The 16,312-nt window shown below is 52.4% G+C and carries 16 protein-coding genes and 2 pseudogenes; 6 read left to right on the plus strand and 12 right to left on the minus strand.

The features are described from left to right. Nucleotides 1–121: 121 nt before the first annotated feature. Nucleotides 122–1,084, plus strand: coding sequence for an FAD:protein FMN transferase (locus WH279_RS14345; RefSeq protein WP_339457461.1), 963 nt, complete (start codon nt 122–124; stop codon nt 1,082–1,084). Here WH279_RS14345 and dcuR read toward each other — a convergent pair. The 4 genes from dcuR to WH279_RS14365 form a co-directional block, all read right to left on the minus strand. After that, entirely contained in the window at nt 1,065–1,784 is a 720-nt protein-coding gene (gene dcuR, locus WH279_RS14350) for a two-component system response regulator DcuR (RefSeq protein ID WP_200642981.1), read from the minus strand. The two genes, WH279_RS14345 and dcuR, sit on opposite strands and share 20 nt — an antisense overlap. Then, a complete protein-coding gene (locus WH279_RS14355) occupies nt 1,781–3,421 on the minus strand; it encodes a sensor histidine kinase (protein ID WP_200642982.1) in 1,641 nt (546 codons plus the stop codon). The genes dcuR and WH279_RS14355 overlap by 4 nt, the downstream gene beginning before the upstream one ends. Nucleotides 3,422–3,605: 184 nt before the next feature. Next, nucleotides 3,606–3,836, minus strand: a complete 231-nt coding sequence (locus WH279_RS14360; RefSeq protein WP_133843402.1) for a YgdI/YgdR family lipoprotein — start codon at nt 3,834–3,836, stop codon at nt 3,606–3,608. Between the two features lie 15 nt (nt 3,837–3,851). Then, nucleotides 3,852–4,082 carry a YgdI/YgdR family lipoprotein gene (locus WH279_RS14365; RefSeq protein WP_200642983.1) on the minus strand — a complete coding sequence of 77 codons (231 nt, stop codon included), beginning with the start codon at nt 4,080–4,082 and terminating at the stop codon, nt 3,852–3,854. 306 nt (nt 4,083–4,388) lie between these two features. Between WH279_RS14365 and WH279_RS14370 the strand changes: the two genes are divergently transcribed. Further along, entirely contained in the window at nt 4,389–4,625 is a 237-nt protein-coding gene (locus WH279_RS14370) for a hypothetical protein (protein ID WP_234472389.1), read from the plus strand. 24 nt (nt 4,626–4,649) lie between these two features. Here WH279_RS14370 and WH279_RS14375 read toward each other — a convergent pair whose 3' ends face one another. The 3 genes from WH279_RS14375 to ycgZ all read right to left on the minus strand — a co-directional run bounded on the left by WH279_RS14375 (nt 4,650) and on the right by ycgZ (nt 5,664). Further along, a complete protein-coding gene (locus WH279_RS14375) occupies nt 4,650–4,898 on the minus strand; it encodes a biofilm/acid-resistance regulator YmgB/AriR (RefSeq protein ID WP_339457466.1) in 249 nt (82 codons plus the stop codon). 46 nt (nt 4,899–4,944) lie between these two features. Next, nucleotides 4,945–5,244 (minus strand): hypothetical protein, encoded by a 300-nt coding sequence (locus WH279_RS14380; RefSeq protein ID WP_339457468.1) that lies wholly within the window; start codon nt 5,242–5,244, stop codon nt 4,945–4,947. Between the two features lie 174 nt (nt 5,245–5,418). Further along, a complete protein-coding gene (gene ycgZ / locus WH279_RS14385; protein ID WP_167864567.1) occupies nt 5,419–5,664 on the minus strand; it encodes a regulatory protein YcgZ in 246 nt (81 codons plus the stop codon). Between the two features lie 459 nt (nt 5,665–6,123). Here ycgZ and WH279_RS14390 point away from each other — a divergent pair, with 459 nt between their 5' ends. Continuing rightward, a complete protein-coding gene (locus WH279_RS14390; protein ID WP_339457471.1) occupies nt 6,124–7,365 on the plus strand; it encodes a diguanylate cyclase domain-containing protein in 1,242 nt (413 codons plus the stop codon). Between the two features lie 109 nt (nt 7,366–7,474). Here the strand turns inward: WH279_RS14390 and WH279_RS14395 are convergent. From WH279_RS14395 to ychF, 4 genes and pseudogenes are all read right to left on the minus strand, one after another. After that, nucleotides 7,475–7,582: pseudogene (locus WH279_RS14395) on the minus strand (DNA-binding protein); the annotation flags it as partial. Nucleotides 7,583–7,754: 172 nt separating this feature from the next. Then, nucleotides 7,755–10,859 carry an efflux RND transporter permease subunit gene (locus WH279_RS14400; RefSeq protein ID WP_339457472.1) on the minus strand — a complete coding sequence of 1,035 codons (3,105 nt, stop codon included), beginning with the start codon at nt 10,857–10,859 and terminating at the stop codon, nt 7,755–7,757. Nucleotides 10,860–11,022: 163 nt separating this feature from the next. Continuing rightward, nucleotides 11,023–11,268, minus strand: a pseudogene (locus tag WH279_RS14405) (tyrosine-type recombinase/integrase); the annotation flags it as partial. Between the two features lie 96 nt (nt 11,269–11,364). Further along, nucleotides 11,365–12,456, minus strand: coding sequence for a redox-regulated ATPase YchF (ychF, locus tag WH279_RS14410; protein ID WP_339457473.1), 1,092 nt, complete (start codon nt 12,454–12,456; stop codon nt 11,365–11,367). Between the two features lie 351 nt (nt 12,457–12,807). On the opposite strand from ychF, the gene WH279_RS14415 reads away from it, so the two are divergent. Together WH279_RS14415 and WH279_RS14420 are read left to right on the plus strand one after the other, a co-directional pair. Next, on the plus strand, nt 12,808–14,289 hold the full coding sequence (locus tag WH279_RS14415) for a SulP family inorganic anion transporter (protein WP_339457474.1): 1,482 nt from the start codon (nt 12,808–12,810) through the stop codon (nt 14,287–14,289). Nucleotides 14,290–14,426: 137 nt separating this feature from the next. Further along, entirely contained in the window at nt 14,427–15,107 is a 681-nt protein-coding gene (locus WH279_RS14420) for an EAL domain-containing protein (RefSeq protein WP_339457475.1), read from the plus strand. Nucleotides 15,108–15,155: 48 nt separating this feature from the next. Here WH279_RS14420 and pth read toward each other — a convergent pair whose 3' ends face one another. Further along, a complete protein-coding gene (gene pth, locus WH279_RS14425) occupies nt 15,156–15,743 on the minus strand; it encodes an aminoacyl-tRNA hydrolase (RefSeq protein WP_200642999.1) in 588 nt (195 codons plus the stop codon). A 273-nt stretch (nt 15,744–16,016) separates the two neighbouring features. Between pth and ychH the strand changes: the two genes are divergently transcribed. Next, the gene (gene ychH, locus WH279_RS14430) at nt 16,017–16,301 is read left to right on the plus strand and encodes a stress-induced protein YchH (protein ID WP_200643000.1); all 285 of its coding nucleotides are present in this window, start codon (nt 16,017–16,019) and stop codon (nt 16,299–16,301) included. Nucleotides 16,302–16,312 lie beyond the last annotated feature (11 nt).

Below are 16,312 nucleotides of genomic sequence, written 5' to 3' on the forward strand. Positions count from 1 at the left end.
ACCCCCCCGGGCCCGCCCCCCCCCCCCCCCGACACAAAACATCACATCGTAGGGGAGGGGCATGCCCCTCCCATTGACTCCGGGCCGGGCATGCCCCTCCCGTTGACCAGGGGGAGACCCAATGTCCGCAGGTTCCTACGCTTACTCCGCTGTTCTGATGGGATCGCCCATCCTCCTCAAACTGTTTGAACATGATGAGGCACTCGCAGGGCGGGTGTTTCGTCTGATCAAGCATCAGGAAAATCTGTTTACCGTTAACCGCGCACCCTCGGAAGTGATGGCGATCAATCACGCGGCGGGTCTGCACCCGGTCGTGGTCAGTGCGCCCGTCTACCAACTGATTAAACGCGCCAGCGAGGTCAGCACGCGTGCAGGAAGCTGTTTCAACTTCGCCATTGGCCCGCTGGTAAAGCGCTGGAAGATTGGTTTTCACGGGAATACGGTGCCGCCTGAGAGCGAGTTACAGGCGTTGCTGGCGCTGACCGATCCCCATCAGGTGATTCTCGACGATGCGGCACAGTCCGTGTTCCTGCAACAGGCAGGTATGCAGATCGACCTCGGTGCGATTGCGAAAGGTTACATCGCCGATGTGGTGCGTGATTATCTGCATCAACAGCAGGTCACCAACGCGTTAATCAATCTGGGGGGCAATGTGCAGACGCTGGGGCATCCGGCGCAGCAGGCATGGGGGATTGGCCTGAAAAAGCCCTTTGCCGGGCCTGATGCCCTGATTGGCGTCATCCATGTCACTCACCAGTCCGTGGTCACTTCCGGGGTGTATGAGCGCTATTTTGAGCAGGCAGGGCGCTGCTATCACCACATTCTGGACCCGCGTACCGGTTACCCGCTGGATAATGAGTTGCTGAGTGTGACGATTATTTCTGATGACTCCATCGACGGGGATATCTGGACCACACTGCTGTATGGACTCGGGGTAGAAAAAAGCCTCGTCTGCCTGCAAGAGATGCCGCAGATCGAGGCTATTTTTGTCACCCGGGACGGTCAGGTGATCTGTTCTTCACAGCATAAGTATCGCTTCACGCTGCTGGATGACAGCTACCGGGTTACTGGCAATATTGCTTAAGCAGGGCGGTATGCTCCGGCTGCAGGCGGTAACGATAGACCGGACGGCCGGTGGCACCATAATGGATGCTGGTAAACAGAATATTGCTGTGCGCCAGCCAGATGAGGTACTTACGGCAGGATACGCGCGAGATATTGACCGCAGCCGCGAGATCGTCGGTGGAAAACTCCTCATTCGGATGTGCGTCAATCCACAGGCACAGAGTACGTAACGTCTGTGGCGTTAACCCCTTTGGCAGGCGTTTATTATCCTCGACTGTCGGATGGTTACCGTGAATCAACTGATCGACGTCAGCCTGTTCATAGAACTGATGGTTATCCATCATGGTTTTTTTCTGTTTCCAGCCGGTCAGCGCTTCTTCAAAACGCGAGAACTGGAACGGCTTAATCAGATAATCGACCACGCCATAATGCAGAGACTGTTTGATCGTAGCGGCATCGGCGGCGGAGGAGATCACAATCACATCCACCGGACGCTTTGCTTCGCGTAGCGCAGGCAGCAGATCCAGCCCGTTATCCTGCTGCATATACACATCGAGCAGGATCAGGTCGACCGCCAGTTCGCTATTCAGCACCAGATCTTTCGCCTGCTGTAAGGTTGAGGCAACGGCGCAGCAGGCAAATCCTGGTAATTGGGCGACATAGCAGCGGTTCAGTTCTGCGACCATCGCATCATCATCGACGACTAAAACATTGATCATGCGTTTTTACTCTCTCCATCCCAGGGCAGTTGTACAAAAAATTGCGTATAAACGCCAGGTTCGGACTCTACAATAATTTTCCCGCCAAGGCTTTCAGTTTGTTGTTTTACCAGAAACAGCCCGACGCCGCGTTCATCGCCTTTGGAAGAAAATCCCTTCTCAAAAATCGCCTCTAACTGACTGGCCGCAATGCCGGGGCCGTCATCGCTGACTTCGCAGGCCAGGAAACCCTTCTGGTAGTGGAGTAATACACTCACCTCGCCCTCAGCGCTGGGGCCAAGAGCATCCAGTGCATTATCAATCAGGTTACCCAGCACGGTGATCAGTGCAGCAACCTGCTGTTCGCTGCCGCTGTCCGGCAGCATACAGTCATCGCTGATCAGCAGATGATTGCCGGTATCCGAGGCGCGATTCATTTTACTTAACAGGAACCCGGCAATGACAGGTGACTTGATCTTCCCTAAAAGAGACCCGATCTCTGTCTGATAATTATTAGCCGTTTTAAGAATATAATCCTCTACTTTGCCGTAACTTTTCATATGCAACAGGCCGAGGATCACATGCAGTTTGTTCATAAACTCGTGGGAGCGTTCGCGCAGGGCATCCACATAGCTCACCATGCCATCCAGTCGCTGCATCAGCTGGCTGATTTCTGTTTTATCCCTGAAGGTGCAAATAGCACCGATGATCACGCCATTGCTGCGCACCGGCATGGTATTGCAGAGTAAGATCCGGCCTTTAAAATTGATCTCCTCATCACGTCGCGGTACGCCGTTATTCAGCACATCGCGCAGGTTGGAGATCAGCGGGCCCGATGCAGCCACCAGCTCACTGACGTCGATGTTCACCGCCTGCTGACGGTCAGTTTCATGCAGCAGCTGCCGCGCGGCACGGTTAATCAGCGTCACCTCCATATGATCGTCTACGGCAATCACCCCTTCTTTCATGGATTGCAGCATTGCCTGACGTTGTTCAAACAGCGTTGAAATCTCATACGGCTCCAGCCCGAACAGGATACGCTTGGCGGCACTCACCAGCAGGAACGTGCCGATGGCACCGACCAGCATGCCGCAAAGGGCGGCCCAGATAATATTCCAGCGGCTTTGATTGACCTGTAACGCGACCTCGCTTAACGAAATGCCGATAGCCACCACGCCAATCTGCTTATGCTGACTGTCGTAGACGGGCGTGAACAGCCGCAGCGCTTCCGCCAGCTTACCGTGGTTGATCGCCATGTTCTCCCGGCCTTGCAGGGCCGGAATAATGTCCTCACCGATGAAATGCTGGTTAATCAGTTCGGCTTTTGGGTGGGAATAACGAATGCCGTCCATATTGGTCACCACCACAAACAGCAGGTCGTTGCTTTCCTGCACGGCGCTGGCAATCGGCTGGATCACGCCGCGGGTCGGAGGAAGCAGCAGCGCACGCTGGATCTCAGGGGAGTCCGCCAGGGTGCGTGCCACCGCCAGCGCCTTATCTTTGACGCTCTCCTGGGTTACATGGCTTATCTGGAAAAAGTAGAACAGATGAACAATTAGCAGCACCGTTGCAATCACGGCGCTGACCATCAGGCTGACGGACGTACTCAGTTTCATTGGACGCTTGCGCACAACAGGCGGCTGCAGCGGGTCGCTCATGGGAACTCCAGAAAGAAGGGAACCAGCGTTATATCTGGCTAATATAGCGCGGGAAGCCATGAGGCATGATGATTTTGCTTCAGAAAATCAACCGTACGAGCGATTTTTTCGGGTGGTGGAGGGGAGGGTAAATGACAGTCAGTGAAAAGCAGGCAGTAAAAAGCCCCGTGAGGGGCTTTAACGATTATTTCGGCAACTCACTGAGCTCTTTAACGTCACCTTTATTAATCTGCTGTTCAGTGCCGTTAGCATCGGTGTAAGCAATCAGACCCGTTTTGGCGTCTTCTTTCGGTTTGCCGTCACTGATAATCGTTCTGCCATCGTTAGTATGAATGGCATAACTGCTGCGGGTGCAGCCAGACAGCGCGGTCACACAAAACAAAGCTGCGAGAGAAAGTGCCATGATCTTTTTCATCTGAACTCCTGTTATTTAGTTATCTAGTTCACTCATGTTTTTAATCTGCTCACGATTAATCTGTTCAGTCTTACCTGTTGCGGCATTCTTATAAGAGACCAGCCCGGTTTCATCATCGACCTGCGGTTTACCATCGGTGACGATGGTTTTACCGTCGGTCGTTTGAATGGACTGATTTGAAGCACAGCCAGCGAGCATGAACAGAGACGCAGCGATAAAGGTCGCTTTAAACAGTGTGACTTTCATTTAGCATTTCCTTATAGGTGTCTTTCTCATTCGAACGCTTTAATTATAGAAGGGTTTGAGGACTTTGCGATTTTTTATTTAAAAAAGAAGATAAAAACGGAATTTTCTGAAATTTTCGGGAGGGTGTTGATTTTTTTGTCATTATTGCCGCCTTGCAAGGCAAGAGGTTTTTATAAATTAATATTTTGTGTTTTTAATAATAAGTGGCTTTAAATCAGTGAGTTATAATTATTTTTGGCGGCTAATCTGTCTATTGTATCGTGAGTTTTTTGTCAGGATGTGCATTATTTAGGATGAAGTGATAATATGTCATCACATACAGCCACACAAGGGGTGCATGTGTACGGTAATAATAAGGACTATCCAAAAGAAATTTACGCAGTGATTGGCAGGGCAGTCTCAGAACTGATTGTGGCCAACCAGCCGCTGGATAAGAAAAGCGTATTAATTATGCTCCAGGCACACAGCACCAGAGCAACAGATGCCCATACTCAGGGCATCTATCGGCAGGCATTTCGTTATCTACTCGAAAGCTTCCACTGATCACCACCACCATTAACAATGCGATTACGCATCGTCAGGCGTCATACCTACCACCACTTCGAGCACCTGACGATAGACATCCAGCTGGATCACATCGGTGGTGGTCTCCAGCTTCTCAATCAGTTTCAGGATCATGGCTTTATTGCTGATGTGTGTACCCTCAGCAGAGAGCTCCTTAATCACAGCCCCCAGAACCTGCACTTCATGTGAATACTTCTCACCGCCACCCTGAAAGTAAGACAGGATTTCGGACTCAGGAGATATTTGCTGCATGTGCTCCATGCTGTTCGCCTTATGAATAAAGTTAAAGTGGAAACGCTCAGTGTTTTTTGGTGCCGTCAGCCGGGCCTTCACTGGTAAACAGGTGTGTGACATTGTCGCGATCGCGGATCTCTTGCGTATCGCTGTCACGAACCGGAGCCTGGTGATCCCTGACCTCGGCAATCGCCCGCCGGCAGGCGCGTTGCCGCGATGTATCATGCTCTGCGGCAGCCATCATTTGTAACTGGCGAACCAGGGCTGAACTGCTGATGGCGGCATCGGCTTTCAACAGAACCATCACCGCTTCACCCAAAATAATATCCGAGAGTAACTCTTCTTCGTCTTCGTTTCTGTACATACCAACTTCTCTGAATCAGTGATACGGGCACAGCGTACATCCCCGCAGAAACCTGCATCCCGGTGATGCTATGCCAGCTTAGTGCTGGCGATCGGGACGGTCAGATGGTCGGACTGAGTTGTAACCTAACGCGTACGTCAATGTCGTTAATCCGCAAACATACTGCTGTGAAACTCAGTCCCCGCGGCCAAACAACAGGCCGATCAGTTCTTGATAGTGCCGTTCCTGCTCCGGTCCTGATGCCAGCTCAAGGCGCGTCAGCAGCTTTGAACAAATAGCCTTCCGGTTAAGTTGACGTCCTGAACGCAGGATCTCAACCACAATCTGGCCAAGCGTTTCCTGCTGAGAAGGCATCTTTACTTCACTAAAATAACGGCTGATGTCATTTTCAATCTTCGGGTTGGAACCGTCCTGACGCATAACAATGTCCCTCAGTCGTAAATCAATATAGTCAAAATTTCCGCAATAAAGTTATACATCTATGATTAGTTTGTACAGAAATAGTGAATTTTCATTCGCTATTTGCTTGAGCAAAAAATGCTATGTGTTATTTATCATAGGGTTATAAATGTATTTATGCGTAAATGATACATTTCTGCGGTGTGCGGAAAAGTGGGAATAGTCTGAATTGTAGGGAGTGGCTCTTAGATTAGGGTAGTGAGCTCAGAGTCAACGCTCTTCAGGCTGGGGTTGTCATTGATAAGGGTGAAGCAGGTCAACATTACGTAGATTAAACGCTACAGTTACAGATGATACAGGCGATGTGTCATGCGGGTTGATTAAAGCTCGTGGGCTCATAGGCCGATAAACACCGAGTGTGTCATAGATGATTTTTCGAACCTCTCCGAGGGCTTAATAGCAAATAACGGAACCACCAGCATGAACATCGCGATCAAACCTACACTCTCCGCCGTTTGGTCCACGGATGCACAAGGCATTTGTATTGCCAGTCAGGAAAGTCCTGCAGGCATGATGCCCGTTCTTAAAGGCATAACGCTAAGTGAATGGCTTCGGTTCGCGCAGGCTGATGAGGATGGCAAGATTGCGCTGCAACTGACCGCAGCATTAGAAGGTATGACACCTTTTCATATCGAAGTGCCGATAAACTGTCTGGATGGGACGATGCGACATGTGATTGTTTCCGGCCTGCCGGGCGCTTCACGTCTGCAGTACAGCGGCTTCGTTCTGGATATTACCGGACAGCGTAAAGCGCTTGAGGACGCGCTGCGTACGGCGGCAGAATACCGCCTGCTGATTGAAAACAGCACCGATCTGATCGCCCATTGTGATGCGGATGGCAGATATGTTTCGATCTCTCCCTCCTACAGCGAAATGATTGGCTGGTCAGCCGATGAAATGGTAGGCCAGCGGGTGGTGGACTTCCTGCATCCTGACGACCGCGCACCTGCAACAGAGACATTGGTAAACATCTTCAACGGTGGCGAACAGCCGGACGTCGTCGAGGTGCGCAAACGCCATCGCAACGGTCACTACATTACGCTGGGTACTAAGGCCTGCGGGGTCAGCGATCCTTCCACCGGCAAAAACATCGGGGCAGTGCTGGTTTCGCGCGATATCACTCGTGATAAAGAAAAGATGCTGATGCTGGAACAACTGGCATCGCGCGATCCGTTAACCGGATTGCCCAACAGAGCCTGGATTAACGACAAGGTGCGCTGCATGCTTGAGCAGGTTGAAGACCTGTCATACACCACTGTGCTGTTTATCGATCTGAATGGGTTCAAGGCAGTCAATGATTCGATGGGGCACGCGGCAGGGGATACGTTGCTGCAGCAGGTAAGCGAAAGGCTACAGGGTTGCATGCGCTCGGGCGACTCGGTAGCACGCATGGGAGGAGACGAGTTCGTGGTAACCGCCAGATGCAGCGATCGTGAGGCGGCGTCCGCCATTGCCCAGCGTATTATTGACGGACTGAAAACGCCATTTACTATCAATCACGTGGAAGTCAAAATCGGGGCCGCTATTGGGATCAGCCTCGCACGTTTCGGGACGACATCGGCCAGGGTGTTATTTGAAAATGCGGATTTAGCGATGTACCAGGCGAAAGCACGACGTGATGACTCCTATCAGTTTTTGGAGCCTGGCTGGGATATTCTCTGAGATGCCGGGAAATAAAAAATCCACGCCATGGCGTGGATTTTAGCCTGGCCCGTGCAGTGGGCCATCTGTGGGCATTTATTTCTGCTTTAGGAAAGAAGGTAACAAGTTACGAAATGCTCACTTCAAAGAAAATGGCTAAGGCGCTCAGCTTTTCCAGGCCAGGACGCTTGCCGTTCCCTTTCCGCTGCACAGTACGTGTACTCAAGCCTGACAATTCGCAAGCCATGCCCACTTAAGGATAGCGTTGCATCGACACGTTGAACTCACAAGGCGTCCCTGAAGATGATTGCGTCTGATAAACAATCACTACGTGTCAGATCAGATCTGAGCCAATACACATAATTAGCCAAAACAGCCCGCTGGCAGAATACCCAGACGGGCTGTTTGCTTTATTTGGAGGCGCGATGCCGGGTGAGATAATGCTTCACCAGCACAAAGAACAGCGGTACAAAGAACAGCGCCAGTACCGTCCCCGCCAGCGTGCCGCCGATAATGCCGGTTCCGATGGCAATACGGCTGTTGGCACCTGCACCGGAGGCAACTGCAAGCGGTATGACACCGGCGATAAAGGCCAGCGACGTCATCATAATCGGGCGTAGGCGGGTGCGTGCCGCCTGCATCGCAGCGGCACTCAGCGAGCTTCCCCGACGCACTGCATCTTCAGCAAATTCGATAATCAATATCGCGTTCTTCGAGGTCAATCCGACGGTGGTCAGTAACGCAACCTGAAAGTAAATATCATTGCTTAATCCACGCAGCGATATCGCCAGTACCGTTCCCAGCACGCCGAGCGGCACCGCTAAAAGCACCGAGAACGGCACCGACCAGCTCTCATACAGCGCAGCAAGACAGAGGAACACAACCAGAATTGAGATTGCATATAAGGTAGTTGACTGACCACCTGCCTGCTTCTCCTGCAGCGAGAGTCCGCTCCACGCCCCGGTCGTACCCGCTGGTAACTGGTTAGCCAGCCTTTCGATGGTGTTCATCGCATCCCCGGAGCTGAAACCTTCCGCATTCTGCCCCTGGATTTCATAGGAAGCCGAGCCGTTGTAGCGATTCAAACTTTCCGGTCCCATGGTCCAGCGGGTTGAGGCAAAGGCAGTGAACGGCGTCATGCCGCCCTGACTGTTGCGGACAAACCATTTATCCAGGTCGGCTGGTGCCGACCTGAACTGGCTATCGCCCTGTACATAGACCCGTTTAACCCGACCACGGTCGATAAAGTCATTGATATACGCTCCGCCCCAGGCGTCGGTCAGGGTATCAGTGACGTCATCCAGTTGCAGCCCCAGCGCAACCGCCTTATTGGTATCAATATCGACCTGTAACTGCGGTGTCTGAGGCAGAATACTGGCTCGTACCCCGATCAGTTCCGGGCTTTGCGCGGCGCGTTGCAGCAGTTGGTCGCGCAGTTTGCCCAGTTCATCACGCGTAGTGCCCCCACTGGCCAGCAGCTCATAGGTGAAGCCATTATTCTGCCCCAGGCCCGGTACCGACGGCGGCGTCAGGGCAAAGATCTGGGCATCACGAATAGTGGATAGTGCATAGGTCGCGCGTCCGGCTATCGCTTCCGCCGAGTTTTCTTTACCCGGACGCTCATCCCAGTTTTTAAGTTTGATAAATGCCATCCCTGCATTCTGCGCAGCGCCGCTGAAGTTAAAGCCGTTGATGGTGAACACCACGTCGATGTTCTCTTTTTCTTCAGTCAGAAACCAATCCACGATCTGTTTATTGACCGATTCAGTTCGGCTTGCGGTGGCGCCGGCAGGCAGGGTCGCCTGAAGCATAATGCTGCCCTGATCCTCAGTCGGCAGGAAGCTACCCGGCAGTCGGGTAAACATCACAACCAGTACGACGCCCATCGTGGCATACAACAACACCATGATCAGCGGACGACGCAAAGTGCTGACCACTTTGTGTCGATACTGGCGTTCTGTGGTGGCATAGAAGCGGTTAAATCCACCTAAGAACCCTTTATTGTGCGGCGTGCCGGGTCTGAGCAACATGCCGCACAGCGCCGGAGTCAGGGTGAGCGCTACCAGCACTGAGAAGGTCATTGCAGCAATGATGGTGACTGAGAATTGCCGATAGATCACCCCTGTCGAACCGGCGAAAAAGGCCATTGGCAGAAATACTGCCGACAACACCAGCGCGATCGCGATCAGCGCACCCGAAATCTCTTTCATCGACTTTTCAGTAGCCTGCCGGGGGGGTAATCCTTCGTCCTGCATGATTCGCTCGACGTTTTCTACCACCACAATTGCATCATCCACCAGTAGCCCGATTGCCAGCACCATTGCAAACAATGTCAGGGTGTTGATGGTATAACCGAAAAGCGCCAGCACGCCAAAGGTCCCGAGCAGCACCACAGGCACCGCCAGCGCCGGGATCAGGGTGGCGCGAATGTTTTGCAGGAAAAGGTACATCACCACTATGACAAGCGCGATCGCTTCGAGCAGGGTGATGACCACATCCTCCACCGAGATTTTGATGAAGTCGGTACTGTCCAGTGCATAAGCCACTTCGTAGCCTTCCGGCATCGAGTGGCGAAACTCTTGCACTTTGTTTTTCACCAGAGTGGCAGTGTCCAGGGCATTGGCACCCGGTGCCAGCATCACACCGATACCCGCCGCCGGATGGCCGTTAAGTCGGGTGGTCATGTCGTAAGACTCGCCACCCAGCTCGACCCGCGCTACATCGCCGACGCGCACAATCGCACCGCGAGTATCGCTTTTAACAATAATGTTGCGGAACTGCTCCGGCGTCTCCAGACGGGACTGTGCTCTGACCGTGGCGGTGAGCTGTTGATTTTCAGGCGAGGGCAGACCACCGATTTTACCTGCTGATACCTGAATGTTTTGAGAGCGTATCGCTGCCGTCACGTCGGAAGGTTGCAACGCATAGGCGTTAAGCTTGAACGGATCGAGCCAGATGCGCATCGCATACTGACCACCGAAAACCTGGATGTCGCCGACACCTTCGGTCCTCGCCAGCGGCTCCTGCATATTACTAACCAGCCAGTCACCTATGTCGGTACTGTTGCTTTTGCCCGTTGTGTCGTAAAGCCCCATCACCAGCAGGAAGTTCGACTGCGATTTAGTGACCGTGACGCCAAGTTGCTGCACTTCGCTAGGGAGACGAGAAAGTGCCTGTTGTACTTTGTTCTGCACTTGTACCTGTGCGGTATCCGGATCAGTTCCCTGAATGAAAGTTACCTTGACCGACACATTACCCTGCGAACTGCTGCTGGAGGTGAAATAGAGCAGATTATCCAGCCCGGTAAGCTGTTGTTCGATCACCTGAGTGACGCTATTTTCCAGGGTCTCCGCTGAGGCGCCGGTATAGGTCGCACTGATATTCACAGAGGGCGGTGCCACATCCGGATATTGTTCAACCGGCAATAAAGTGATCGAGAGCGCACCAAGCAGCATGATTAAAATGGAAACAACCCATGCGAAGACAGGACGATAAATAAAAAAACGTGAAAACATCAGCGGGGTATCTTCCTTTTATAGTGGGCGAAAACCCTGCATTCCTGCAGGCTAAAAAATGCGTTGATTATAGGTCATAACATTCAAGGCCTACCATACCGGCTGATGGCTGAGAAACAGGAAATCTCAAAAAGTGCCTGGAACTAAAACGGGTATGCTTACACTGCCTGTGTCCAGTTATTCCCTGTAACGCCTTGAGCATTTTGAGGGCTTGAAAGGGAAGGGGAATAATATGTTCTCTGCGAGCTCTGATTCTCGCTGCCGGAATAATCCACAATGCGTTATCGAGATTGAATTCTGCCGTTTCTGCTTGCGTAGCCTCTCCTGGCCGCGCAAGTGTCCACCACATTAGCCACATGGAATAGTTAACGTGGTATGAGCCACGACTATTGTCAAAACAGATTAATAACGTCCTGAAAACAAAAATCCACGCAATAGCGTGGATTTATGGGGTTTGTCAGTCCCTATGAGATTTAACACAATCTCATGAGATAACAAACTTTATTTAGACGTTGAACAGGAAGTTCATCACATCGCCATCTTTCACGATGTAGTCTTTCCCTTCTGAACGCATTTTACCGGCTTCTTTCGCGCCTTGTTCACCCTTATAGATGATGAAGTCATCAAAGGCGATGGTCTGAGCACGGATAAAGCCTTTCTCGAAGTCGGTGTGGATTTTACCGGCAGCCTGCGGAGCCGTTGCGCCCACCGGGATAGTCCATGCACGCACTTCTTTCACGCCCGCGGTGAAGTAGGTTTGCAGGTTCAGCAGGGCGTAACCGGCGCGGATCACACGGTTCAGACCCGGCTCTTCAATACCCAGCTCGGCCATAAACTCTTCGCGGTCGCCATCTTCCAGCTCAGCAATGTCGGACTCTACGGCAGCACACACTGGCACAACAACAGAGCCTTCTTTCTCTGCAATCGCACGCACGATGTCGAGGTACGGGTTATTTTCAAAACCGTCTTCGTTCACGTTAGCAATGTACATGGTGGGCTTCAGGGTCAGGAAGCTCAGGTAGCGAATGGCGGCTTTATCATCGTCGCTCAGATCCAGCGCACGCAGCATGCCGGCTTTTTCCAGATGCGGCAGGCACTTCTCCAGCGCAACCTGTTCCGCTTTCGCGTCTTTATCGCCACCTTTGGCTTTCTTCTGCACGCGCTGCAACGCACGCTCACAGGTGTCCAGGTCGGACAGCGCCAGCTCGGTGTTGATGGTGTCAATGTCGTCAGCCGGATCCACTTTATTATTCACGTGGATAATATTGTCGTTCTCGAAGCAGCGCACCACGTGGCCGATAGCTTCGGTTTCACGGATGTTGGTCAGGAACTGGTTACCCAGGCCTTCACCTTTGGACGCGCCTTTTACCAGACCGGCGATATCAACGAATTCCATCGTGGTGGGCAGGATGCGCTGTGGCTTGACGATCTCCGCCAGCTGGTCCAGACGTGAATCAGGCATCGGCACGACGCCGGTATTTGGCTCAATGGTACAGAACGGGAAGTTCGCAGCTTCGATGCCCGCTTTGGTTAACGCATTGAACAGCGTGGATTTCCCGACGTTAGGCAGGCCCACAATACCGCATTTGAATCCCATGTTGAATCACCTTAATAGCTTGATAATCAACGCACTTTTACGTGCCCTGATAGTGTCACAGACGGTTGTCTTAAAAGTTTCCGCGCATTATACACGTAATTACCGCCCGGAGGCGGGTGATTTCTCAGGCACAGGTGAAGTTATCTCTTGAGATCGAACTCACATTTTTTCATACTGACGTGTCTTTACAGAAACCGGAGAACCACGCAGATGCATCGCTTCCTGCTTACGCCACCTTAAGAGCCCCCCGCCAGCGCAACGCCTGTTGCCGCCACTCGTCACTCTGACGAGCCAGCTGTGCCCGAACGCCGGGGCGCAGAAAAACGATCACATTAAAATAATGGAAAGACCATGTTTAACCTGAGCAATTTCAGGGCGAGTGACGTCAAAAATGACGTACTGGCCGGTGCTGTGGTGTCTGTCGCGCTGATCCCCGAAGCGACCGCATTTTCTCTGCTGGCGGGCCTGTCACCGACCATCGGCTTACATACCGCTTTTATTCTCGGGCTGGTGACGGCCTTTTTCGGCGGTAAACCGGGGATGATCTCGGGTGCAGCCGGGTCGATTATTGTGGTGCTGATCAGCCTGATTACTCAGCACGGCTACGAATATGTTCTGCTGGCGACCATTCTCGCCGGGCTGATTCAGCTGTCGATTGGCGTTTTGCGGTTGGGCAAGTTTATCCGCCTGGTGCCACAACCGGCAATCTACGGCTTTGTGAACGGGCTGGCGATTGTCATCATGCTGGCGCAGTTCCCGATGATCAAAGGGCAGGGGCCGGTGATGTATGCGCTGGTGGCGCTGGCAATGCTGATCGTCTGGTGGTTCCCAAAACTGACAAAAGCGATCCCCGGCTCGCTGGCCGCCTTAATTGCCATCAGTGCACTGGCAATTGGTCTGGGGCTGGACACCAAACGCGTGGGCGATCTGGCGGATATTTCCGGCACGCTACCCTCGTTCCATCTTCCCACCGCGCCTCTGAGCTGGGAAACCCTGAAAATCGTGCTGCCTTACGCCGTGGTGATTGCGCTGGTCGGGCTGATTGAGTCGTTGTTAACGCTGGCCGTGCTGGATGAAATGGGCAGTAAGAAGGGCGCGGGAAATCAGGAATGCGTAGCCCAGGGGATTGGTAACACGATCTGCGGCTTCTTTGGCAGCTTTGCCGGGTGTGCGATGATCGGCCAGTCGATTATCAACTTTACCTCAGGCGGGCGCGGGCGCATTTCGAATCTGGTCGGGGCGGTGCTGCTGATCCTGTTTGTCGTCAGCCTGTCACAATATATTGCCTTACTGCCGGTTGCGGCGCTGGCCGGGATCATGTTTGTCGTCTGCATCAACACCTTTGAGTGGAGCTCGCTGCGTCGTCTGAAGCGGATGCCGAAAGCGGATGCGGTGATCATGGTCGCGGTGACGCTGGTGACTATTTTTACCGATCTGGCGATGGCGGTAATCTGCGGGGTGATTATCTCGGCGCTGGTTTTCGCCTGGCAGCACGCGCGCATCAGTATTCTGGCGCAGTCTGAGGAAGAAGGGCAGAAGACCTATCAGCTTGAAGGGCCGCTGTTCTTTGGCTCAACGGCCAGTTTCCAGGAGCTCTTCCACCCGGAGCAGGACCCGGATTATGTGGTCATTGATTTTGCACGCACCCGCGTCATGGATTCCAGCGGCGTGGAGGCAATCGATAAATTAACGGCACGCTATCTGGAAGCGGGAAAAAGCCTGCGTCTGCGCCATCTTAGTGAGGATTGTATCAGTTTACTGCAACAGGCCGGGCCGTTTTGCAGCCATGAACTTGATGATCCCGATTATAAAGTTGCTAGCAATGATGTCTGAACCATAAAGCTGGCGCTGGTCCTGCCGATAACCTAAAAATCGTCGTTCTGCGACGGCGAATACAGAATTTACTTCTATAGTTTATCTGTGCGGCGATTTTATTCACTGGCAGGATGCCCGTTAACTGGCCCGACGGCATGAAAAACGATTTTTTTTGTACTCCTGTTCATACGCTTACCGGTGAGTTGATCGCTATCGATCTGAGCTACCGGCCGCAGCCTCTGGCCGTTAACGGCCTGTCAGGGGCTGTTCTTCCATCCCTGTCGCCACAGGAGCGGTTGTTAAATCAGTTGCTGATCATTGAAGAGTATGCGGACTATTTTCGTCAGCATGGCTTGCTGTGCAGTGTCGCCATTGATTTTCAACTGGCGCGTGCCGTCACCGAGTCATCATTTATTCAGCAGATCCTCAGCCAACTGCCTTTTGTGCGGCTCAAACTGTCGGAAGATTTTCCCAATCTGCATGATGGCATGAATAATCCGCTGTTGCGGACGTTGATTGAGCAACTGAATATTATCTGGCTTGATGACCTCGGTGCGGGCGATGCCAATCTCAACGCGTTGCAGTCGAAAATGTTTGAAGCGGTGAAACTTGATCGGCAGTTTTATCTCGAAAACGTCGATAAACCGTTTTTTACCGTATTGATTAACCATATTCGCCAGTATACGAACCGGGTGATTGTTGAAGGCGTGGCCGGAGATGGGCAACTGGAGACATTGCGTAACAGCAAAATCTGGGGCGTGCAGGGTTATTTCAGCCCGGCACTGACACTGGAAAATTTGGATCACAGTGACGGTCTGCGCTGTGAAAATCTGTAGCCTCGCTGTGGCTTATACCCCAGCGAGGGCTCAATCAAAGGCAACGCGTCAGACGGCTTTGTAGCTGTGCAAACGGTTCATGGCCTTCAGTTTGTCTTCTTTTAACCATACCTCAGTACAACGCGCGGCTTCATCGATAGCGTTATCAATCAGAGCCTGTTCCGCTGCCTGGGGTTTACCCAGCACAAATCCCACCACTTTGTTACGGTCACCCGGATGACCAATGCCAATACGCAGACGATGGAAGTCCAGGTTGTTACCCAGCTTGCTAATAATATCTTTCAATCCGTTATGCCCCCCGTGCCCGCCGCCCTGTTTAAACTTTGCCACGCCAGGAAGCAGGTCGAGTTCGTCATGCGCCACCAGAATTTCTTCAGGTGCGATGCGATAAAACGTGGCCATAGCCGCTACGGCTTTCCCACTGAGGTTCATAAACGTGGTGGGAACCAGCAGGCGCACGTCTTCGCCGCCAATATTGAGGCGCGCGGTATACCCGTAAAATTTGCTCTCTTCTTTTAACGACTGATTATGGCGTTCAGCCAGCAAGTCAACATACCAGGCACCGGCATTGTGGCGTGTGGCGGCGTATTCAGCGCCGGGGTTGGCAAGGCCAACAATCAGTTTGATGCTGCTCACGAGTAGATTTTCCTGAAACGTGCGGGGTGAAAACGGCTAGTTTACTGAAGCGGTTGCGATAACTCAAAGATCTGCGCGCATTGTGATGAAAATCACAATGGTTGAGCAGGGTGATAATACGTTTTCTATACAAAAACAGTCTGTTAGTCGTAAAGTTTTGTCAAAATATAAGCGATAAATGTGATCGCAGACTCATCAGAGCAGTTAAAGATTGCCTAGACTGATCGCATCTGGCAACGGAGTTTGCCTTTTTACACTGACTGGAGGTGCGCAATGAAACGTAAACATTCACATGTACTGGGTAACACCCTGATGGTGCTGGGCCTGGTGGTGATGATTGGCGGGGTAGGTTACTCAGTGGTGAATCAAATACCGCAGTTCAACTTACCGCAGTTTATGGTGCATGGTGCTCTCGCCAGTATCTTTGTTGGTGCGTTGATGTGGCTGGCCGGTGCGAGGATCAGCGGGCGTGAGAAAATTGCCGATCGCTATTACTGGGTGCGTCACTGCGGCGAAAAACGCTGCCGTCACGGTTCCAGTCAGCAGCACAATCGTTAATCCTGAATCGG

It is taken from the genome of Erwinia sp. MYb375, from assembly GCF_037479175.1.
Taxonomy (GTDB): Bacteria; Pseudomonadota; Gammaproteobacteria; order Enterobacterales; family Enterobacteriaceae; genus Erwinia; species Erwinia rhapontici.